This window comes from Enterococcus sp. AZ167 (assembly GCF_051714025.1).
GTDB classification, from domain to species: Bacteria; Bacillota; Bacilli; order Lactobacillales; family Enterococcaceae; genus Enterococcus_D; species Enterococcus_D casseliflavus.
This window is the reverse complement of sequence record NZ_JBIORB010000001.1, coordinates 1,713,927-1,734,454: the sequence shown is the minus strand read 5'-3', so window position 1 is coordinate 1,734,454 and position 20,528 is coordinate 1,713,927. Positions and strand designations below refer to the sequence as shown.

Genomic DNA, 20,528 nt, shown 5'->3' with positions numbered 1-20,528 from the left:
CACGATTTGTTTTCATTATCGCTGGAAAAGCCGTGATTTATTTTATTCGATGCGAAAAAAGTCGATCTTTTTTGCCTCAATCTAATGCTTGATTTTTTTCTTTATGCTATAATCTAGCGTAGATGCTTTTTTATAAAGGGACTATCTGTCCTTTTTATACTCAACGAACTTATCAATCAATCTGCTGATCAGCAGGTTTTAGACGAAACATGTATATTTGAAAATTGGAGGAACCACAAAATGGGAACTAATATCATCTTTGGAATTGTCATTGCCATCATCATCATCGCAGCGGTCTTGTATGCAATTGGCTTTTTCATGCGGAAGAAAAACCAAGAAAAGCTGAATGACTTGGAAAAACGCAAAGAAAATCTGTTTGACTTGCCGGTGATCGAAGAAGTCGATGAAGTAAAAAGAATGCACTTGGTTGGTCAAAGTCAAAACACCTTCCGTGAGTGGAACCAACAATGGACAGATATCTCCACAAAATCTTTTGCTGAACTTGAAAGTCAAATCTTTGAAGTGGAAGAGCTGAACGAACGCATCCGCTTTTTTAAAGCAAAAGGGGCGATCGTCCAAGCCGAAGCGACCATGGACGAGATGGAACGCCAAGTGGAAGAGATTCGCGCAGGCTTGAAAGAATTACGAGAAAGTGAAGAACGAAATTCACTGGAAGTTCAAAAAGCGCTGGACGTTTACGAAGACTTGAAGAAGAAGCTGCGGGATCAAGGCGAAGAATTCGGTCCTGCCTACAATGAGCTGCAAAAACAAATCAAAAACATTGAAATTGAGTTCACCCAATTTGTTACCTTAAATACTTCAGGCGATCCTGTGGAAGCACGGGAAGTGTTAGACCAAGCGGAAAAACACACCTATGAAGTGGAAGACTTAATGAAACGGATCCCAGCGGCGTACGAAGAATTAAATCGTACCTTCCCTGATCAGTTGAAAGAAATCCAAGAAGGTTATAAAAAATTATTAGAACAAAAATATGTGTTCCCAGAAGCAAACTTCCAAGAAGAAATCAATCGTGTGAAAAAACGGGTTGAAAACTCCATGAACGATCTAGCGAAAACAGAAGTCGCTTCCGTTGAAGTGGCAAGCCGTGATACTGCAAGTGATATTGATGCCTTGTATACGGTGATGGAACGTGAGATCAATGCCAAGAAATATGTCATGAAAAATCGTCAGATCATCGAAGACTACATTGACCATGCAACGAAGAACAACCGTCAGTTGTTGATCGAGTTGGATCATACGGCACAAAGCTATACTTTGAATCATAATGAATTGGGTCGCGTCCGCGGCTTCCAAACCGAAGTGGACGAATTGGCTCGCCGCAACAACGAGTACTTACCGAAATTGGAAAAACATGAGATTCCTTATTCAGAAGTGCAAAGCTTCTACAAAGATGCCTACAAGATTTTGGATGATGTGGAAAGCCAGCAAGTTGAAATCGATGATTCTCTTGCGGAATTACGTCGTGGCGAAAAAGTTGCACAAGAAAAAGTGGAAAGCTTCGAATTCCGTCTACGCAACTTGAAACGGTTTGTTGAGAAACAACGCTTACCTGGTTTGCCAGGCGAGTATTTAGAATTCTTCTTCGTGGCAACGGATCGTGTCGAAGAATTAGGCAAAGAATTGAACAAGATTCGCATCAACATGCAAGAAATCAATAAATTGGTTTCTGTCTGTGAAGAAGATCTTGATCTTTTAGATGAACAAACAAAAGACTTAGTGGATGCTGCGGCATTGACTGAACAAATGATGCAATATGCCAACCGCTATCGTCATTCTCATCCAGATATCAAGGCAGCGATCGACAAATCACTTTACTTGTTTAGTAAAGAATATCGCTACCAAGATGCGCTAGATGAAATCGGCACAGCGTTGGAACGAGTAGAACCAGGTGCCTTCAAACGGATCGAAAACTTCTACTTCAATAACCGCGACTTAGTATAATACGAAAGCCAGCAGTGAAAAACTGACTGGCTTTTTTCATGGAAAGAATGGCTCGCTGCATGAGTACCGCTTACGAAGGAAGGAAAAGTTTCCTTTAAAAAAAGCCAAAGCCAGCGAGTCACCTTGAAACTCAGCCCAAGAGCAGTTATAATGGGAAAGAATTTTTTTAGAGAAAGGGTCCTATCATTGATCTATTTTGACAACAGTGCAACAACCGCTATTTATCCACAAGCTTTAAATACATATGTCCAAGTCAGTCAGCGAATCATCGGCAATCCCTCAAGCCTGCATGATTTAGGAAATCAAGCCAATCGCCTGCTGCAGCAATCTCGTCAACAGATCGCCGATCTGTTAAACGTTTCTTCCAAAGAGATCGCATTTACCAGTGGGGGGACTGAAGGAGACAACTGGGTCATCAAAGGGACTGCTTTAGCGAAAAAAGCCTATGGGAATCACCTGATTATTTCCAGTATTGAACACCCTGCCGTCAGTGAAACAGCGGCTCAATTAGCCGAGTTAGGGTTTGAGGTCAGTGTTGTGCCTGTCGATGCCCAAGGCTTTGTCAACGTGTCTGAATTAGCAAACATGATTCGCAAAGAAACGATTTTGGTTTCGGTGATGGCGGTCAATAATGAGGTAGGATCGATCCAACCGATCCATGAGATCGCAGCTGTGCTAGCTGACCATCCAACGATCCATTTCCATGTGGATGCCGTCCAAGCCATCACAAAGGTGCCGCAAGAACAATGGTTCAATGAGCGGGTCGATTTTGCCGTGTTCTCTGCGCATAAATTTCATGGACCTCGTGGCGCAGGCTTTATCTATTGGAAACAAGGCCGTAAGCTGGCGCCATTGATGACCGGCGGTGGGCAAGAGCAAAACCAGCGCAGCGGTACCGAAAATGTACCAGCAATCGTTGCTATGGCAAAAGCCCTACGTTTAGCGACAGAACAAAAGGCTGAAAAGCCGAACCATGTTCAATTATTAAAAGGCTATTTGCAAGAAGCACTGGCTGGGTACGAGAAAGTCACGCTTTTTTCTGGCACAGAAGGGTTTGCGCCGCATATACTTTGTTTTTCATTAAAAGGGATCCGAGGAGAAGTCTTAGTCCATGCCTTTGAAGAAAAGCAGATCTATCTTTCGACGACGAGCGCTTGTTCCTCCCGTAAAAAGATGGCCAGCAGTACGCTTCATGCGATGCACGTTCCAGAACAGTTAGCAACATCGGCTGTTCGTATCAGTTTAGATGAGAGCAATACAATGGCAGAAGTCGAGCAGTTTCTGATCGTCTTCCACCAGTTGTACCAAAAATTTTCGAAAATCAATTAAGCACGACAGACCACTATAAAATCAATCCAAATCAAAGGAGTTTTCTCGTGAATTATTCAGAAATCATGGTTCGTTATGGCGAACTGTCAACAAAGGGCAAAAATCGTCGTAGTTTTATTATGCAATTAGCTTCAAACGTCAAACGTACCTTAGCAGATTATCCCCATGTCAAAGTTCATGCCGAGCGAGATCGCATGCACTTGCTATTGAACGGTGAAAACAGCCAAGAGATCATTCCTAAGCTGCAAAAAGTCTTTGGGATTCAAAACTTTTCCCCCAGCATTCGGGTCGAAAAAGATATCGAAGTATTAAAGAAAGCCGTTCAAGACGTCATGGCAGAGATCTATACGGGTATTGAGACCTTCAAAATCACAGCCAAGCGCAGTGATCATTCGTTTGTGCAAGATAGCAACCAGTTGAATTTGACCTTAGGGAATGCGGTGATCGACCGTTTTCCTGATATCAAAGTCCAAATGAAAAAACCAGACATCAATTTGCGTGTAGAAATACGGATCGATGGCGCTTATTTGTCTTATGAAACGATCCAAGGAGCCGCTGGGCTGCCAGTGGGCACCAGTGGAAAGGGAATGTTGATGCTTTCTGGCGGTATCGATTCGCCAGTTGCAGGCTACTTTGCCATGAAACGCGGCGTTGAGATCGAAGCGGTCCATTTCGCAAGTCCTCCTTATACGAGTGAACAAGCGTTGCAAAAAGCCAAAGATTTAACGAAGAAGCTTGCGCCTTATGTGGGAAGCATCCAGTTTATCGAAGTTCCGTTTACAGAAATTCAAGAAGAAATCAAAAATCGTGTGCCACAAGGCTATTGGATGACCATCACCCGTCGGATGATGCTGCGTTTGACGGATGCGATTCGGGAAGCTCGTCATGGCTTGATCATCTTAAATGGTGAATCATTAGGACAAGTGGCTTCACAAACTTTGCATAGCATGGTCGCCATCAATGAAGTAACCAATACGCCGATCGTGCGCCCAGTGGCAACGATGGACAAATTGGAAATCATTGAAGTTGCCGAAGCCATTGATACCTTTGAATTATCAGTTCAGCCGTTTGAGGATTGCTGCACAATCTTTGCACCTCCTCAACCAAAGACGCGCCCAAGACTGGATAAGGTCCACCAGTATGAAGAACGTCTCGATATCGAAGGGATGATGGAACGTGCGATGGCTGGGTTGAAACTGGAAGCAATCACGGCAAATCAAGAGAAAGCAGCAACGGAATTCGCTGAATTTTTATAATAAAACCCCGATTTTAATGCTACGACCACAACTGTTTTTGAACATTTGTGGTCGTTTTTCATCGAGTGAGAGAGTTTGTGAATATTTTCTTGCTATTGAAAATGGAACATGCTACACTCAATATGTGAATCATTTAACAAGGAGGGTGGACAGGATGGAAGCATTAAGAGATAAAAAACTTCCGAAAGCGACGGCAAAACGTTTGCCAGCTTATTTACGACACTTAAAATTACTGGATGCCTCTGGTATTCAGCGAATCAAATCAAAAGAGTTTGCAGAAATCACGCAAGTTCCTTCAGCCACGATCCGCCGAGATTTTTCTCATCTAGGAGAATTGGGCAGAAGTGGCTATGGCTATGATGTTCCTTATCTGATTGAGGTATTGAGCTATATCTTAGAAACCAATGAAGAGAAAAAAATCGCCTTGATTGGTTATGGAAATTTAGGAAAAGCGTTAGCCAACAACAATTTTCGCAGAAATGAAAATCTTTCCGTGGTCGCGGTTTTTGACAATGATCCAGAAATGATTGGTCAGACCATTAGTGGGCGTTATGTCTATGGAATGGATCAATTGGCGGAAGTCGTAGCAGAAAAAGGGATCACCGTAGCGATTTCGACCGTTCCTAGTCGTTATTCGCAAATGGCGATCGATGCGATCGTGGATGCTGGGATCACAGCGATTTTAAATTTTGCCCCTGATCCCGTCATCGTGCCAAAAGACGTCAATATCCAATACATTGATTTGACGACAGAATTACAAACATTGATCTTTTTTGATACGACCTACTCGCAAAAATCGAAAGTCTGAGCAAATCCTTTTCGTTTTTTGACAATCTTTCTTATACTGGGAGAAAATGCTATAGGAGAGATTTTATGCAAGTTACACGCAAAGAAACGGTTTATGAGATGCCTGGCAACCAACCAAACGTAGGGGATAAAGCAGCTGATTTTCGCTTGAAAAGTTTAGAGGACAAGGAATACACACTGACTGATTTTTTAGGAAAACCAACGATCATCAGCGTGGTTCCCGATATCGTGACACGCGTCTGTGCATTGCAGACCAAGCGTTTCAACCAAGAAGCAAGTCAATTGGATGACATCCATTTTGTCACGATTTCTAACAATACAAAAGAAGAACAAGCGCAATGGTGCGGCCAAGAAGGCGTCGACATGATCATGCTTCATGATCCGGCGAATACCTTCGGTGAGGCCTATCAAATCATGATCCCAGACTTCGGTCATTTTGCCCGAGCAATTTTCGTTTTAGACCGTGAAGGCGTGATCCAACACGTTGAGATCGTGCCTGAGATCTCCCACGAACCGGATTATCAAGCAGCCATTGATGCTGCGAAAGCAAACCTCTGATTGACTTTCAAAAAAGTTCATTGTAGAATGTAGCAAGATGAAACAAGAATCTATGATAGCAAGACAATGTTCAAGAGGAGTATCAGTGACCCTGGCGGTCAGAGAGAAGTCGGTCGGTGCAAGACTTCCCCAGACACTGAAAAGGTAGCTTGAAGGTCTTTGATCCGAACCACGGTTTGTTTCTTGCAGACAAAGCCGCACAGTAAGATCAAGCGCGTCGTGAACGTTACCTCACGTCAAAGTGGCAGAGCAATCTGCAATTTAGGTGGTACCGCGTATCAGCGCCCTAATGCCTCGGCATAAGGGCGCTTTTTGCTGTGAATCACTGCGAGTGGCCCACAAAGTGGGACAGAGCAGATGATGAACAGTACTCGAAGTCATCAAAATTGGTTCACGAAGCGAGCCAGATCGTTTGCCAAAAGCCCTAAGACACAATAGCGGATCACGGAAGTGTGCCTTGACCTCTGTAAGCAACGTTTTTTTTACGAATAACAAGCGTGGCGTCAACAAACAGCTGATAATTACCACGGCACTAATCCTGAACGATTCAAACATTGTCACGCTTTACCCAGCAACAGGCACAAAAAAACCACACCAACCATTACGTCTAAAAAACGTAACTTTAGGAGGACCAACAATGACAGAAACTGAAAATCTATCCACCAAGTACAATCCCCAAGAAGTAGAAGCGGGGCGCTACCAAGATTGGTTAGAACATGACCGTTTTAAACCAAGCGGCAACAAAGAAGCAAAACCTTATTCTATCGTGATTCCACCACCAAATGTAACAGGAAAATTGCACTTAGGTCATGCCTGGGATACCACGTTACAAGACATCATCATTCGTCAAAAACGGATGCAAGGGTATGACACCTTATGGCTACCAGGTATGGACCATGCCGGGATCGCTACCCAAGCCAAAGTAGAAGAAAAGCTGCGGGAACAAGGGATTTCTCGCTACGACCTTGGTCGGGAAAAATTCGTTGAACAAGTATGGGATTGGAAAGAAGAATATGCCGGTCACATTCGGGAACAATGGGCGAAACTAGGTTTATCTCTAGACTATAGCCGTGAACGGTTCACATTAGATGATGGATTATCCGAAGCGGTCCGTAAAGTTTTCGTGACGCTATATGAAAAAGGCTTGATCTATCGTGGCGAGTACATCATCAACTGGGATCCGCAAGCCCGCACGGCATTATCTGATATTGAAGTGATCCACAAAGACATCGAAGGTGCTTTTTACCATATGTCTTACGAATTAGCAGATGGCAGCGGTGTGGTGGAGATCGCAACGACTCGTCCAGAAACGATGCTGGGGGATACAGCAGTCGCGGTTCATCCAGAAGATGAACGTTATCAAGCATTGATCGGTAAAAAAGTGATTTTGCCTTTGGTCAATAAAGAGATCCCAATCATCGCAGATGAGTACGTGGACCAAGAATTTGGAACTGGGGTCGTAAAAATCACTCCTGCCCATGACCCGAATGACTTTGAGGTCGGTAACCGCCATGACCTACCACGGGTCAATGTCATGAATGATGACGGAACAATGAACGACTTAGCAGGTACTTATGCAGGCATGGATCGTTTTGCTGCTCGTAAGCAAATCGTGAAAGACTTAGAGGCGTTAGGTCGTCTGATCAAAATCGAAAAAATGGTCCATAGTGTAGGGCACTCAGAACGGACAGGCGTAGTAGTCGAACCTCGTTTGTCGACACAATGGTTCGTAAAAATGGAGCCATTAGCAAAACAAGCCATCGACAACCAAGAAACCGACGATGCGGTGGACTTTTATCCGCCACGTTTCAACCAAACATTCTTACGTTGGATGGAAAATGTCCATGACTGGGTGATCTCTCGTCAGTTGTGGTGGGGCCATCAAATCCCAGCTTGGTACCACAAAGAAACGGGAGAAATGTATGTAGGACTTGAAGCGCCAGCGGATGCCGAAAATTGGCAGCAAGATCCAGACGTATTGGATACCTGGTTTAGTTCTGCTTTATGGCCGTTTTCAACAATGGGGTGGCCAGATGAGACCAATGAAGATTTCCAACGCTACTTCCCAACCAATACATTAGTGACTGGCTATGACATTATCGCATTTTGGGTAAGCCGTATGATCTTCCAAAGCTTGGAATTTACTGGCAAACGACCATTTGAAAATGTCTTGATCCACGGATTAATCCGTGATGAACAAGGTCGCAAAATGAGTAAGTCTCTTGGAAACGGGATCGATCCGATGGAAGTCATTGAACAATATGGTGCCGATGCATTGCGTTGGTTCTTATCAAATGGCTCTGCACCGGGGCAAGACGTGCGTTTCAGCTATGAGAAAATGGATGCCGCTTGGAACTTCATCAATAAAATTTGGAATGCTTCCCGTTTCGTCTTGATGAATGTCAGCGAAATGACTGCTGAAGACATTGATTTTTCTGGTGAAAAATCAGTGGCGGATCGTTGGATCTTGACGCGCTTGAATGAAACGATTGAAAAAGTCACTGACCTTTTTGAACGCTTCGAATTTGGGGAAGCGGGTCGTCAATTATACAACTTTATCTGGGATGACTTCTGTGACTGGTACATTGAAATGTCGAAAGAAACCTTATACGGTGACAATGAAGCAGCGAAACAAGTCAATAAGAGCATCTTAGTCCATGTTCTTGATCAAATTTTACGCTTGTTGCACCCAATCATGCCATTTGTTACAGAAGAAATCTGGAGCAAACTGCCGCATACAGGGGAATCATTAGTTGTTGCTGAGTATCCACAAGTGGCACCAGAATGGACCGATGAAAAAGCGGCGCAAGGGATGGAAGTGTTGAAAGAATTGATTCGTTCGGTTCGAAACATCCGTGCAGAAGTAAACACACCACTTTCGAAACCAATCACTTTGCTGATCCAAGCAAATGAGCCTGAGATCGAAGAATTCTTGATCGCCAACAAAAACTATATCGAACGCTTCTGTAATCCAGAAGAACTAGAAATCTCTAACAGCTTACAAGCCCCTGAATTGGCGATGTCAGCCATCCTATCAGGCGCGACGATCTACTTGCCGCTAGCTGGGTTGATCAACATTGAAGAAGAAATCGCGCGTTTGGAGAAAGAACTAGCGAAGTTCACCCAAGAAGTTCAACGGGTACAAGGCAAATTGGCAAATGAACGCTTCGTTGCCAATGCACCAGAGGAAGTCGTAGCACAAGAACGCAGCAAAGAAGCCGATTATCTTGAAAAACAAAAAGCAGTCCAAGAACGGATCGAGCAATTGCGCACGATTCAATAGGAAGCGTCGACTGTCTGCAAACAAGCATCTCTTGTAGATGCTTGTTTTTGCGTAATCGATAGAAACCGTCAAACAAATTTCTCGTTTAAAGGAAAGAAATTGGGAAAGCTGTGTGATTTTTGATAAAATAAGAGCGAGGTGAAGGAGATGACAAGCGAAGAAGCAACAGCGTGGATCCATTCGCGTTTGGCATTTGGGCAAAGACCCGGATTGATGCGTGTCGAAGCATTATTAAAACGAATGGGCAATCCTGAAAAAAACATAACCATGATCCATATCGCCGGCACGAATGGCAAAGGATCAACCGTCAGCTATTTGCGCAGTCTTTTAGAAGAAGCTGGGCAGCAAGTGGGGACTTTTACTTCCCCGCACATTGAAGCGTTCAATGAACGGATCGAAATCAATGGACAATTTATATCAGATGAGGATTTGGTCGCTTGGGTGGAAAAAATCCAGCCGCTGGTTGCTGAAATCGATCGTGATGAAACCTTGACGGGCATCACTCAGTTTGAGATCATTACTGCCATGGCATTAGGCTATTTTGAAGAAAAAAACGTCGATGTTGCGATAATGGAAGTTGGCCTAGGGGGACTTTTAGATAGTACCAACGTTATTTCCCCGATGTTGACAGCGATCACGACGATCGGCATGGATCATATGGATGTCTTAGGCGATACCATTGAAAAAATCGCTGCCCATAAGGCGGGGATCATCAAGCCACAAATTCCCCTTGTGACTGGCAATATCGTTGAAAGCGCGCTTTCGATGATCGATTTGAAAGCTGCAGAAGCACAGGCACCTGCGTATCATGCAGGGGAAGAGTACCGTGTGACCTATCGTCATCCTGATGAAGAGTGGGGCGAATTGTTTGATTTTGAAAATGAGCATGGCAAAATCAAAGGCTTGAAAACACCGATGTTAGGCCGCCATCAACCAGAAAATGCCGGTGTTGCGATCCAATTGTACAGTCTGTATTGCGACCTGCGGCAGCTGCCATTTTCAGCTAAAGAAATTCGTAATGGGCTAAGAAAGGCCTATTGGCCCGCCCGAATGGAACGAATCAGCAGTGAACCACTGGTGATCATCGATGGCGCCCATAACGTGCATGCCATGGCTCGCTTGGTGGATACGATGAAAGAAGAGTTCAGCGACTATCGCATCCATGTGCTGTTCTCAGCCTTAGAAACCAAAAACGTCAATGAGATGCTTCAGCAATTGCTGGCAATTCCGCAAGCCGAGATTTATTTAACGACCTTTGATTTCCCAAAAGCATTGCATTTAGCAGACGGCTATCAGGAACTCGATGAAAAACGAATCTCAACCGTCTCTTTATGGCAGTTTGGCTTGGCAGAATTATTAGAAAAAATGACCAATGAAGATTTGCTGCTGGTGACAGGATCGTTGTATTTTGTTTCAGAAGTTCGTGAATTGTTGTTGGCAATAGGAGGAAGAAATGGCTAAGTTACGTGGTGTGATTTTCGATATGGACGGTTTGATTTTTGACACGGAGCTGCTCTATTACCAAGCAACTCAAATCGTGGCGGATCAAATGGGGATTCCCTATACAAAAGAGTTGTATTTAGCTTATGTGGGGGTCTCGGATGAAGAAGTCTGGGCAGCTTACCATGAGCGATTCGACGAAGCCTTTGGCCATCAAATGATCGAAGACTTTATCCAAGCGGCTTTTCAGCAAACGCTGGAAATGTTCCAACGGGGCGAGGCTGAATTGAAGCCGGGCATCTACGAGTTATTGCATTATCTTGATGAGAAAAAGATTCCCCGAGTGTTGGCGTCTAGCAACCAGCGCAAAGTGATCGATACCTTGCTGGAAGCAGCAGGCTTAACGGCGGAATTTCCTGAGATAGTCTGCTTTGATGATGTCACACGGGCAAAACCAGATCCTGAGATTTTTGAAAAAGCCCACGCATTATTGGCGGTACCAAAAGAAGAATTGGTGATCCTTGAAGATTCGGCTAACGGTATTCATGCTGCTCATGGGGCAGGGATCTCAGTCATTATGATTCCCGATTTGATCGCACCGACGACCATCATTGAAGAAAAAGTCTTGAAAGTCTTACCATCACTAGAGGATGTCCCAGATTTTCTAGAAACCGCCTTTTCAATCTAACTGTGATTTTTTGCGCACCTGATTCATGAAATACTCTCTCCTTTGCGTATCTTTTATTAGACCGACGCAAAGGAGTTTTTTTATGATCAATGAAACAGTGATTCCCCAAAGCTCGTTTCCCCGAGAGCGTTTAGTAGAATATGGAGTGGATGCCCTTTCGAATCAAGAATTATTGGCCATTTTGCTGCGAACTGGCTCACGTCCTCTGAATGTCCTCGAATTAGCGGCCAGTGTCTTGAATCGTTTTCAAGAATTGTATGAACTAAAGCAAGCGACGATCGATGAATTACAAGAAATTCGCGGCGTCGGACAAATCAAAGCCATCGAGATCAAAGCGATGGTTGAATTAGGTGTGCGAATCCAGCGCTCCGCTCAACCAAAGTACGGTAAGGTCAACTCTAGTATGGCGATCGCCCATCAGTTGATCCAAGAGTTGAAGGATTGTCGTCAAGAGCATTTACTAGGGCTATATTTGAATACGAAAAATGAGATCATTCAGAAAAAAACGATCTTCATCGGATCGTTGAATCAGTCGATCGCTCACCCACGGGAGATTTTTCATTGGGCGGTACGCTACAGTGCCGCCCGAGTGATCGTCGTCCACAACCATCCCAGCGGCAGTCCCCAAGCCTCAGAGGCAGATCTGCTGTTTACACGCCGCTTGATCAAGTGCGGAGACTTGATGGGGATCGACATATTGGATCATTTGATCATTGGCGACAATGCCTATGTCAGTTTGCGAGAAGAGGGGCTGTGGCAACAGGAAGACGTGTGAAAATAAGCCGAGTTTGCGAACATTATTAAAAATAAAGGTGAATTGTCTAATCGTCTGTCTTGCAAAAAAATACGGGCAAGTGTAAAATATTATTGTAATTTTGTTTGCTGAATAGATGTTGAAACGCACGTTAGGCCTCTATCGCACAAAGGCAATGTTACACACAATTAAGTGCTTATGCACGAGGAGGTTTTTTTTAATGGAACAAGGTACAGTAAAATGGTTCAATGCTGAAAAAGGGTTTGGTTTTATCTCTCGCGAAGACGGTACAGACGTATTTGTACACTTTTCAGCGATCCAAGGTGAAGGATTCAAAACTTTAGAAGAAGGTCAAGCAGTAACTTTCGACGTGGAAGATTCTGATCGTGGACCTCAAGCAGTTAACGTAAACAAAGCGTAAGCTTTCAAACAAACTGCCAGTAAGAGCACTTTGAAATCAAAAACCCCAAAAGACCATCGATTCGATGGTCTTTTTTTTTCTTTTTATAACGGAAAGGAAAAGGCAGTTCTCAGTAACCTGAGAACTGCCCTTGCATGTAAGATTATAAATCGTCCGGCGTCATGATCATCGAAAGGATCATTGGATGACGCTCGGTTTTTTCAAATAGGAATGGCTGTAACGCCGAAGACATCGCTTCTCTTAATTTGTGTTCTGTTGGGTCTGGTTGGTTCAAGACTTCCCGCAATGCACGGAAGAGGATCTGCTGTGCTTCGTTGATCATCTCGCCAGATTCCCGCATATAAACAAACCCACGAGAAAGGATATCTGGTCCAGCAAGGACTTCTTTCTTCGCTACATCGACTGTCGCGACTGCTAAGACGAGGCCTTCCTCTGAAAGAATGCGACGATCTCGTAAGACGACATTTCCGATATCACCGATACCGCTGCCGTCAACATAAACATCATTGGCATTGAAATGACCAGCCAAGCGAGCGGTATCCGCTGTTAAGGCCAACATGTCACCATTTTCCATAATGAAACAATTTTCTTTTGGTACACCGACATCTTGTGCCAACTGGGTGTGGATGTTCAGCATCCGAAATTCCCCGTGGACAGGCATAAAGAATTTTGGCTTCATTAGACGCAACATCAGTTTTTGTTCTTCTTGGCCACCGTGACCAGAAGTATGGATGTTGTTCAATTTGCCATGGATCACGTTTGCGCCAGCTTCCAACAACAAGTTGATCAGCTGATTGACACTCGTGGTATTTCCTGGGATCGGTGAGCTTGAGAAAATCACGGTATCATCTGGGTGAATTTGGATTTGACGGTGAGTCCCGTTGGCAATCCGACTCAAAGCAGCCATCGGCTCTCCTTGAGAACCCGTACAAAGGATCATGGTTTCGTTTGCAGGCAAACGGTTGATCTCATGAGATTCCACAAAGGTTCCATCTGGCACCTTGATATAGCCAAGGCGCTGTCCGTTGACGATCGCATTTTCCATACTGCGTCCAAAAACGGCGATTTTACGTCCAGTCGCAACCGCCGCATCTGCAGCTTGTTGGAGACGGAAAATGTTGGAGGCAAAGCTGGCAAAAATGATCCGACCATCGATTTTTTCAAAAATCTTTTGGATCGAGCTGCCGATCGTTTTTTCTGATTTGGTAAAGGTCGGAATTTCTGCATTGGTACTATCGGAAAGGAGGCAAAGGACGCCTTCTTCACCAATTTTTGCCATTTTGTGCAAGTTTGCTGGTTCGCCCACAGGCGTAAAGTCAAACTTGAAATCGCCAGTTGCGACGATATTGCCAGAAGGCGTTTTGACAACGACACCTAAAGCATCAGGGATACTGTGGGTCGTTCGGAAGAAGCTGATGGATGTTTTACGGAAACGAATCACCGTATCTTCATTGATTTCGTGTAATTCCGCATCCCGCAATAAGCCATGCTCATCTAATTTGTTGGTGATCAAAGCAAGTGCCAAGGGTCCCGCATAGATCGGGATATTGGCTTCCCGCAACAAGTAAGGGATTCCGCCAATATGGTCTTCGTGACCATGAGTGACGATCAAGCCTTTGACTTTCGGTAAATTTTGAACGATGTAGCTATAATCGGAAATGACATAGTCGATCCCAAGCAGTTCATCTTCGGGGAATTTGATTCCCGCGTCAATTAAGATGATCTCATCTTGGAATTGAACCCCATAACAGTTTTTTCCGATTTCGCCAAGTCCACCGACGCCGAATACGCCAGTCTCATTATTTTTCAGCGAAACTTTCATCTTAAAACTCCGCTAATTTGAAATCAGCGTTTTCTTTTTCGTAAGCTAAATGTTTTTCATCTAGTTCTTGAACGAACTCGATGTTGTATGGGGTATTTTGTTCAACCAGACGGCGTGCGATCACTGCATCGTCTGCTTCAATGTACAAAGAGTGGGTTTGTTCTCTCTTTGGGTTGCGGTCTTTTGTTTCTTGGTAATAAATTTTGTAAATCATATCTTTTCTCCTTTATCTGCTTTTCGCAGTAGTCTATTTGGTTGATGAATTCGCTGCATCACAAAATCGAGGTCCGAATAAAGTGACCTGAAAAGAAGGCTTCGAGAGCCGCTGCATGCTTTTTTCAGACAATCGTTGTGAGAAAAAAGAGAAAGCCTCGTCTTTGCTTTCCAAATGTCGTCATAAAAAATTCACCGGGTTTGTAAGTCGTTCCACTACAAGTATCCCTAGTTTATCACAGAAAAACGAATAAGTATAGAAACACGTCATTTTGAAAAGGCTTACTGAAAGAAAATGAAAGGACTATCGCTGAAGTTTGCTTTTTTTCGTTGAAAGTGCATTACAATAAGAATATTCCTATGCTATAGTAGAAGTAATGAAGTAAAAAAGGAGGGGATTTTTTGAAATTAATGTGGCACTACACGATGAGAAACAAGAAACTGCTGGTTTTTAATTTCATCTGTGTTTTTGGTTTTATTTTGATTGAATTAGGTTTGCCGACGTTATTGGCAAGAATGATCGACAAAGGGATCGCCGCTGGTGATCGCGACTACATATGGAAAATGGGTGCGGCGATGATCGCGATCACCATTGTGGGGATCACGATGAACATTTTGTTAGGCTATTTCACGTCACGTATCACCACTAACATTGTGGCAGATATTCGTGACGATCTTTTTGAAAAAGTCCAAGGCTATTCACATACCGAATATGAAAAAATCGGGGTTTCATCATTGATCACCCGTGTGACCAATGATGCGTATCAAATCATGCTGTTTATGCAAAGCATCTTACGGACAGGTTTGATGACACCCATGATGTTTGTGGTCAGCTTGTACATGGTCATGCGGACAAGTACACAACTAGGGTTGTATGTTTTGGGGGCATTGCCGATATTGCTGATGGCCGTCATCGCCATTGCCAAAATCTCGGAACCCTTATCCACTAAACAACAAGCCAATCTAGATAAAATCAATGGCATCTTGCGGGAAAATCTCTCTGGTTTACGAGTGATCCGTGCCTTCGTCAATGAAAAATTTGAAGAAAAACGCTTTGGCAAAGTCAACCAAGCCTATGCTTCTAGTTCTCGCAGCTTGTTTCGCTTGATGGCAACGGCACAACCGGGCTTTTTCTTCTTATTCAATATCGTGATGATCTTGATTATTTGGACGGGAAGTATTCAAATCGATCAAGGGCAACTGCAGGTCGGTGACTTGATTGCATTTATCGAATACATCTTCCATGCGCTGTTTTCTTTCATGCTGTTTGCGACTGTCTTTACGATGTATCCACGAGCGGCCGTTTCTGCGCGCCGAATCCAAGAAGCGTTAGATGCGACTTCTGAAATCAAAGAGCCAGAACAGCCAGTGACAGAAACTAAGACGAAAGGCTTCTTGGAATTCAAAAATGTTACCTTTGCTTATCCAGGACATGCTCAAAGTCCAGTGATCCGTAATGTTAGCTTTACCGCTTCACCAGGGGAAACCGTGGCGTTTATCGGTAGTACTGGAAGTGGAAAATCAACCTTGATCCAATTGATCCCACGTTTTTACGACGTCAGTGAAGGCCAAGTTTTGGTGGATGGTGTTGACGTTCGGGATTACAGCTTAACGACGTTGCGCAACAAGATCGGGTTTATCCCTCAAAAAGCGTTGCTATTTACAGGGACGATCGCAGAAAACCTACGCTATGGGAAAGAAGATGCCACGCAAGCAGAGCTGGAACGAGCAGCCGAGATTGCGCAAGCGGCAGATTTCATTTCTCGCACACCAGATGGCTTTGATGCTCACTTGGCAGAAGGCGGAACCAACTTCTCTGGCGGACAAAAGCAACGCCTAGCGATTGCCCGTGCGGTGATCCGCCAACCAGAGATCTATATTTTTGATGATAGTTTTTCTGCATTGGATTACCAAACGGATGCAAAATTGCGGGCACGCTTGAAAAAAGAAACCACAGAATCGACCGTTTTGATCGTTGCTCAACGAGTAGGAACGATCATGAATGCCGATAAGATCGTCGTCTTGAACGAAGGCGATGTGGTTGGCATCGGCACCCACAAAGAACTGCTGCAAACTTGTCCAGTATACTACGACATTGCGGCGTCACAATTATCAGAGGAGGAGTTGGCACAATGAAAGCAATCTCTTCTTTAAAACGGTTAGGTGCTTACATCAAACCGTACAAAGTACAATTTATCCTAGTCTTGCTGTTTACTGTTGCAACCGTCGGCTTCAATGCGGCAATGCCGTATGTTTCTGGATTACCGACGACAGAGATCAGCCGCAACATCGCCACTGGCGAAGGCGTTAATTTTGATTACGTGATCCTTTGCTTGATCTGGATCGCAGTCGTTGGTGTCGGTTACTGTTTCTCACAATTGATGTCAGGGCTGCTGATCACCAACGTTGTCCAATCTGCGATGCGAGATTTGCGGCAAGACATTGAAGAAAAAATCAATCGTTTGCCCGTTTCTTACTTCGACCGCAACCAACAAGGGAATATCCTGTCACGGGTGACCAATGACGTGGATGCCGTCAGCGGTGCAATGCAGCAAGCCTTGATCGGGATCGTCAATGCCTTCTTAGGAATCGTTATGGCGGTTTCCATGATGTTTTACATCAATACCTACATGGCGTTGGTTTCATTGATCATGATCCCAGCCTCCTTATTGATTTCTCGCACGATCGTCAAAAAGTCGCAAAAAGACTTCCAAGGCATGCAAAATGCGTTAGGGGATCTGAACGGCTACGTACAAGAAAACATGACTGGATTCAGTGTGTTGAAAGTGTATGGACGGGAAAAGCAAACACTTGAAGGGTTTAAAAACGTTAACCACCAGTTGCGCTATTACGGCTTTCGTTCTGCCTTTGTGTCAGGATTGATGATGCCGCTGGTGCAAATGACCGCTTACTTTACCTATATCGCAATGGCAGTCATGGGGAGCTTTTATGTGATCAGCGGCGTGATCGTTGTTGGTCAGCTGCAAGCGTTCATTCAATACATTTGGCAAGTCAGTCAGCCAATGGGGAACATTACCCAGCTGTCTTCCGTCTTGCAAAGTGCCTCAGCAGCAGCAAAACGGGTCTTTGAAATCCTAGATGAGGAAGAAGAGCCAGTCAATCAAACGGATATCCAATTGCCAGAACAAATCAGAGGCGACGTGACCTTTGAACATGTCGGCTTTGCCTATGATCCGAAAAAACCGTTGATCAAAGACTTGAACTTTGAAGTCAAAGCTGGACAAACCGTGGCGATCGTGGGACCAACAGGTGCTGGGAAAACCACTTTGATCAATTTGTTGATGCGTTTTTATGATGTCAATGAAGGGGCCATCAAGATCGACGGCATCGACACGAAGAAAATGGAACGTCACGATGTTCGGTCACTATTTGGGATGGTCTTACAAGATGCATGGTTGTACGAAGGCACGATCGGCGACAACATTCGCTTTGGGAAATTAGATGCCACCGATTATGAAGTCGTTGATGCAGCGAAAACCGCCAACGTCGATCACTTCATTCGCACGATGCCAGACGGCTACGAAATGATCATCAATTCTGAAGGGGACAATGTCTCCTTGGGGCAAAAACAATTGTTGACCATCGCTCGGGCAGTCATCTCTGATCCGAAGATCTTGATTCTCGATGAAGCCACCAGTTCGGTGGATACCCGCTTAGAAGCGCTGATTCAAAAAGCAATGGATAAAGTGATGGAAGGTCGTACCAGCTTTGTGATCGCCCATCGTTTGTCAACGATTCGTGAAGCAGATCTGATCTTAGTGATGGATCAAGGGTCGATCATTGAAAAAGGCAATCACGAGACCTTGTTGGCAGCTGGCGGCTTTTATAGCCAACTGTACCAAAGTCAATTTTCAGAAGAAGCCGAGTAAACCCAAAAGAGCGTCCAGTCTGACTGGCGCTCTTTTTGCATTGTCGCAAGGGTGGTGCTATAGTGAAAAAAGAAAGCGCTGATCCGTTTATGGATTGGAAGGAGAAGTTGATGGACAAAGAACAATCAGGGAATGAAACCCACAAAACAGTTTCGCCAGCCTCGTTGCAAGGAACACCTTGTTTTGTGGCGAAAAATGCGACGATCGTAGGAAACGTGACTCTAGGAAAAGAGAGTACGGTCTGGTTTCAAGCAGTGATTCGAGGCGATGCCAATCGCATCGAAATCGGCGCGCGTACCAATATTCAAGATGGAACGATCATTCACGTTGATCACGATGCCCCGACGATCGTGGAAGACGATGTGACAGTTGGGCATCAGTGTATGCTTCATGGCTGTACCATCAAAAAAGGGGCGCTGATCGGCATGAGCTCGATTGTTTTGAATCATGCAGTGATCGGTGAAAATAGTTTGTTAGGTGCTGGTTCGTTAGTAACGGAAGGAACCGTCATTCCGCCCAATGTGTTGGCGTTTGGTCGTCCTGCACGAGTGATCCGCCCGTTGACAGAGGAAGAAATCGCCAAAAATCAGGCAAACATCACGCATTACGTGGAAAATGGGTATGCTTACCAACAGGGCGAATATGGTGAAGTCTGACGCCGAACCAAAAGACGCAAAAAGGTGTACGAATTGCTTCGTACACCTTTTTTTATGCAAGCTTATTTCAATTTGTTTGATTCCATGATCTCGTCGATTAGGCCGTAATCTTTGGCTTCTTGTGCGGTCATAAAGTTGTCGCGATCGGTGTCGCGTTCAATCACTTCGATTGGTTGACCAGTACGTTCTGACAAGATTTTGTTCAGACGTTCGCGGGTTGCCAAAATGTGGCGGGCAGCAATTTCGATTTCAGTTGCTTGACCTTGGGCGCCACCTAATGGTTGGTGGATCATGATTTCTGCATTTGGTAACGCAAAGCGTTTGCCTTTTTCACCAGCGGTCAATAAGAATGAACCCATAGAAGCAGCCATCCCCATAACGATGGTTTGAACATCGGCTTTGATAAAGTTCATCGTATCAAAGATCGCTAGACCAGCAGTAACGCTTCCGCCAGGCGAGTTGATGTACAAGTAGATGTCTTTTTCAGAATCTTGCGCGTCCAAGAATAAAAGCTGAGCAATGATCGAGTTTGCTAAGTCATCGGTTACTTGACCACTCAACATAATGATCCGGTCTTTTAATAGACGAGAATAGATGTCATACGCTCTTTCACCGCGAGATGATTGTTCAATGACTGTAGGAATTAAATTCATAGTGATAGTCCTCCTAAAAATCGTTATAGATATAGTTTAGCATAAAGTTTTCGCAATATCTAAGAGATAGTATACCGATTAGGTCAAGAAAGGTCAAATAAAAAGTTCGTTATCTTTTTTGCGAAACTTTCAAATATGATACAATATGAAAAAAGGAATGAGGAAGGATCGAAGAATGGCAGTAGCAATAGCAGGTTTGATCGGCGTCTTAGTGGGCGCATTGTTAGTAACCATCATTTTTAATTTACGCATTCGGTATGAGGAACAAAAAGAAAAACAACGCCGTTTGTTGGAGCATAAAGTCAAAGAAATCGAAACGTTGGTTTTATTGAATCAAAAAATCAGTGAGATTCTACAAAAACGGGTCATGCTGATGGATGAGTATGTCAGCTTTGATGCCTTTGACGACTGTTATATCACCATCGATGATTTTGCCTATCTACAATCTTTTGCGGCGCAAAACAGTTTTTATCTACCGAATTTTTTCTTGGAAGAATTTTTCAAAAAAATCGGAACACGTCGGGTGATTTTATCCCCAGAGGAAACTGTTAAAATCGGTGGGTATACCTATAAAGGCGGTCGGATCATTATGGAAAATTTCCTTGATCAATTGGTTGAAATGGTCAATGAGCGTAAAACCCAAATGAAAAACATGACGAGCGAACCGTTGACCTATTTTTCAAAAAAGATTTGATTCTACTGGTCAGCCGTTTTCCTTGGTTAAGGCAACCAAACCAGAGTATCGACGGTTGCGCTTTTTTAACTGATCACACACACTCTTACTGCGATCATAGTA

General features: G+C 44.1%; 17 protein-coding genes and 1 other annotated feature. Of the genes, 14 read left to right on the top strand and 3 right to left on the bottom strand.

What is annotated here, in order from left to right; genetic code table 11:
• The first annotated feature begins 240 nt into the window (after window positions 1–240).
• From ezrA to IGJ05_RS08075, 10 genes are all read left to right on the top strand, one after another.
• The gene (gene ezrA / locus IGJ05_RS08120; protein ID WP_005225145.1) at window positions 241–1,962 is read left to right on the top strand and encodes a septation ring formation regulator EzrA; all 1,722 of its coding nucleotides are present in this window, start codon (window positions 241–243) and stop codon (window positions 1,960–1,962) included.
• 186 nt (window positions 1,963–2,148) lie between these two features.
• On the top strand, window positions 2,149–3,291 hold the full coding sequence (locus IGJ05_RS08115; protein WP_026008148.1) for a cysteine desulfurase family protein: 1,143 nt from the start codon (window positions 2,149–2,151) through the stop codon (window positions 3,289–3,291).
• A 47-nt stretch (window positions 3,292–3,338) separates the two neighbouring features.
• On the top strand, window positions 3,339–4,547 hold the full coding sequence (thiI, locus tag IGJ05_RS08110) for a tRNA uracil 4-sulfurtransferase ThiI (RefSeq protein ID WP_081116798.1): 1,209 nt from the start codon (window positions 3,339–3,341) through the stop codon (window positions 4,545–4,547).
• 154 nt (window positions 4,548–4,701) lie between these two features.
• Window positions 4,702–5,355, top strand: coding sequence for a redox-sensing transcriptional repressor Rex (locus IGJ05_RS08105; protein WP_005225148.1), 654 nt, complete (start codon window positions 4,702–4,704; stop codon window positions 5,353–5,355).
• Window positions 5,356–5,420: 65 nt separating this feature from the next.
• Entirely contained in the window at window positions 5,421–5,912 is a 492-nt protein-coding gene (tpx, locus tag IGJ05_RS08100) for a thiol peroxidase (protein ID WP_081116797.1), read from the top strand.
• A 57-nt stretch (window positions 5,913–5,969) separates the two neighbouring features.
• Window positions 5,970–6,204, top strand: a binding site (T-box leader).
• A gap of 345 nt (window positions 6,205–6,549) precedes the next feature.
• Window positions 6,550–9,195, top strand: coding sequence for a valine--tRNA ligase (locus IGJ05_RS08095; RefSeq protein WP_074934637.1), 2,646 nt, complete (start codon window positions 6,550–6,552; stop codon window positions 9,193–9,195).
• 147 nt (window positions 9,196–9,342) lie between these two features.
• The gene (locus IGJ05_RS08090; RefSeq protein ID WP_081116796.1) at window positions 9,343–10,656 is read left to right on the top strand and encodes a bifunctional folylpolyglutamate synthase/dihydrofolate synthase; all 1,314 of its coding nucleotides are present in this window, start codon (window positions 9,343–9,345) and stop codon (window positions 10,654–10,656) included.
• Window positions 10,649–11,323: an HAD family hydrolase gene (locus tag IGJ05_RS08085; RefSeq protein ID WP_081116795.1), complete on the top strand. Its 675-nt coding sequence runs from the start codon at window positions 10,649–10,651 to the stop codon at window positions 11,321–11,323. Before IGJ05_RS08090 ends, IGJ05_RS08085 begins: the two co-directional genes overlap by 8 nt.
• Before the next feature lie 82 nt (window positions 11,324–11,405).
• Window positions 11,406–12,098, top strand: coding sequence for a RadC family protein (gene radC, locus IGJ05_RS08080; protein ID WP_005225154.1), 693 nt, complete (start codon window positions 11,406–11,408; stop codon window positions 12,096–12,098).
• Window positions 12,099–12,297: 199 nt separating this feature from the next.
• A complete protein-coding gene (locus tag IGJ05_RS08075) occupies window positions 12,298–12,498 on the top strand; it encodes a cold-shock protein (RefSeq protein ID WP_005225155.1) in 201 nt (66 codons plus the stop codon).
• Between the two features lie 142 nt (window positions 12,499–12,640).
• On the opposite strand, the gene rnjA is transcribed toward IGJ05_RS08075, so the two are convergent.
• Together rnjA and IGJ05_RS08065 are read right to left on the bottom strand one after the other, a co-directional pair.
• Entirely contained in the window at window positions 12,641–14,320 is a 1,680-nt protein-coding gene (gene rnjA, locus IGJ05_RS08070) for a ribonuclease J1 (protein WP_005225156.1), read from the bottom strand.
• Window position 14,321: 1 nt separating this feature from the next.
• Window positions 14,322–14,534, bottom strand: a complete 213-nt coding sequence (locus IGJ05_RS08065) for a DNA-directed RNA polymerase subunit epsilon (RefSeq protein ID WP_005225157.1) — start codon at window positions 14,532–14,534, stop codon at window positions 14,322–14,324.
• A gap of 401 nt (window positions 14,535–14,935) precedes the next feature.
• Here IGJ05_RS08065 and IGJ05_RS08060 point away from each other — a divergent pair, with 401 nt between their 5' ends.
• The 3 genes from IGJ05_RS08060 (at window position 14,936) to IGJ05_RS08050 (ending at window position 19,079) form a co-directional block, all read left to right on the top strand.
• Window positions 14,936–16,669, top strand: coding sequence for an ABC transporter ATP-binding protein (locus IGJ05_RS08060; RefSeq protein ID WP_010747462.1), 1,734 nt, complete (start codon window positions 14,936–14,938; stop codon window positions 16,667–16,669).
• Complete coding sequence (locus IGJ05_RS08055; protein WP_081116793.1) at window positions 16,666–18,423, top strand: ABC transporter ATP-binding protein; 1,758 nt, start codon at window positions 16,666–16,668, stop codon at window positions 18,421–18,423. The genes IGJ05_RS08060 and IGJ05_RS08055 overlap by 4 nt, the downstream gene beginning before the upstream one ends.
• A gap of 62 nt (window positions 18,424–18,485) precedes the next feature.
• Window positions 18,486–19,079, top strand: coding sequence for a gamma carbonic anhydrase family protein (locus IGJ05_RS08050; protein WP_005231095.1), 594 nt, complete (start codon window positions 18,486–18,488; stop codon window positions 19,077–19,079).
• A gap of 62 nt (window positions 19,080–19,141) precedes the next feature.
• Here the strand turns inward: IGJ05_RS08050 and clpP are convergent, their stop codons facing one another.
• Entirely contained in the window at window positions 19,142–19,732 is a 591-nt protein-coding gene (gene clpP / locus IGJ05_RS08045; protein ID WP_005225161.1) for an ATP-dependent Clp endopeptidase proteolytic subunit ClpP, read from the bottom strand.
• A gap of 175 nt (window positions 19,733–19,907) precedes the next feature.
• On the opposite strand from clpP, the gene IGJ05_RS08040 reads away from it, so the two are divergent.
• The gene (locus tag IGJ05_RS08040; protein ID WP_266166781.1) at window positions 19,908–20,426 is read left to right on the top strand and encodes a hypothetical protein; all 519 of its coding nucleotides are present in this window, start codon (window positions 19,908–19,910) and stop codon (window positions 20,424–20,426) included.
• Window positions 20,427–20,528: the final 102 nt, after the last annotated feature.

Excerpts from the sequence above, each read along its gene's own strand:
- IGJ05_RS08090 (WP_081116796.1), top strand. The coding sequence starts at position 9,343 with ATGACAAGCGAAGAAGCAACAGCGTGGATCCATTCGCGTTTGGCATTT.
- clpP (WP_005225161.1), bottom strand. The coding sequence starts at position 19,732 with ATGAATTTAATTCCTACAGTCATTGAACAATCATCTCGCGGTGAAAGA.
- ezrA (WP_005225145.1), top strand. The coding sequence starts at position 241 with ATGGGAACTAATATCATCTTTGGAATTGTCATTGCCATCATCATCATC.
- IGJ05_RS08055 (WP_081116793.1), top strand. The coding sequence starts at position 16,666 with ATGAAAGCAATCTCTTCTTTAAAACGGTTAGGTGCTTACATCAAACCG.
- IGJ05_RS08085 (WP_081116795.1), top strand. The coding sequence starts at position 10,649 with ATGGCTAAGTTACGTGGTGTGATTTTCGATATGGACGGTTTGATTTTT.
- IGJ05_RS08075 (WP_005225155.1), top strand. The coding sequence starts at position 12,298 with ATGGAACAAGGTACAGTAAAATGGTTCAATGCTGAAAAAGGGTTTGGT.
- IGJ05_RS08105 (WP_005225148.1), top strand. The coding sequence starts at position 4,702 with ATGGAAGCATTAAGAGATAAAAAACTTCCGAAAGCGACGGCAAAACGT.
- IGJ05_RS08040 (WP_266166781.1), top strand. The coding sequence starts at position 19,908 with ATGGCAGTAGCAATAGCAGGTTTGATCGGCGTCTTAGTGGGCGCATTG.
- IGJ05_RS08095 (WP_074934637.1), top strand. The coding sequence starts at position 6,550 with ATGACAGAAACTGAAAATCTATCCACCAAGTACAATCCCCAAGAAGTA.
- rnjA (WP_005225156.1), bottom strand. The coding sequence starts at position 14,320 with ATGAAAGTTTCGCTGAAAAATAATGAGACTGGCGTATTCGGCGTCGGT.
- radC (WP_005225154.1), top strand. The coding sequence starts at position 11,406 with ATGATCAATGAAACAGTGATTCCCCAAAGCTCGTTTCCCCGAGAGCGT.
- IGJ05_RS08065 (WP_005225157.1), bottom strand. The coding sequence starts at position 14,534 with ATGATTTACAAAATTTATTACCAAGAAACAAAAGACCGCAACCCAAAG.
- tpx (WP_081116797.1), top strand. The coding sequence starts at position 5,421 with ATGCAAGTTACACGCAAAGAAACGGTTTATGAGATGCCTGGCAACCAA.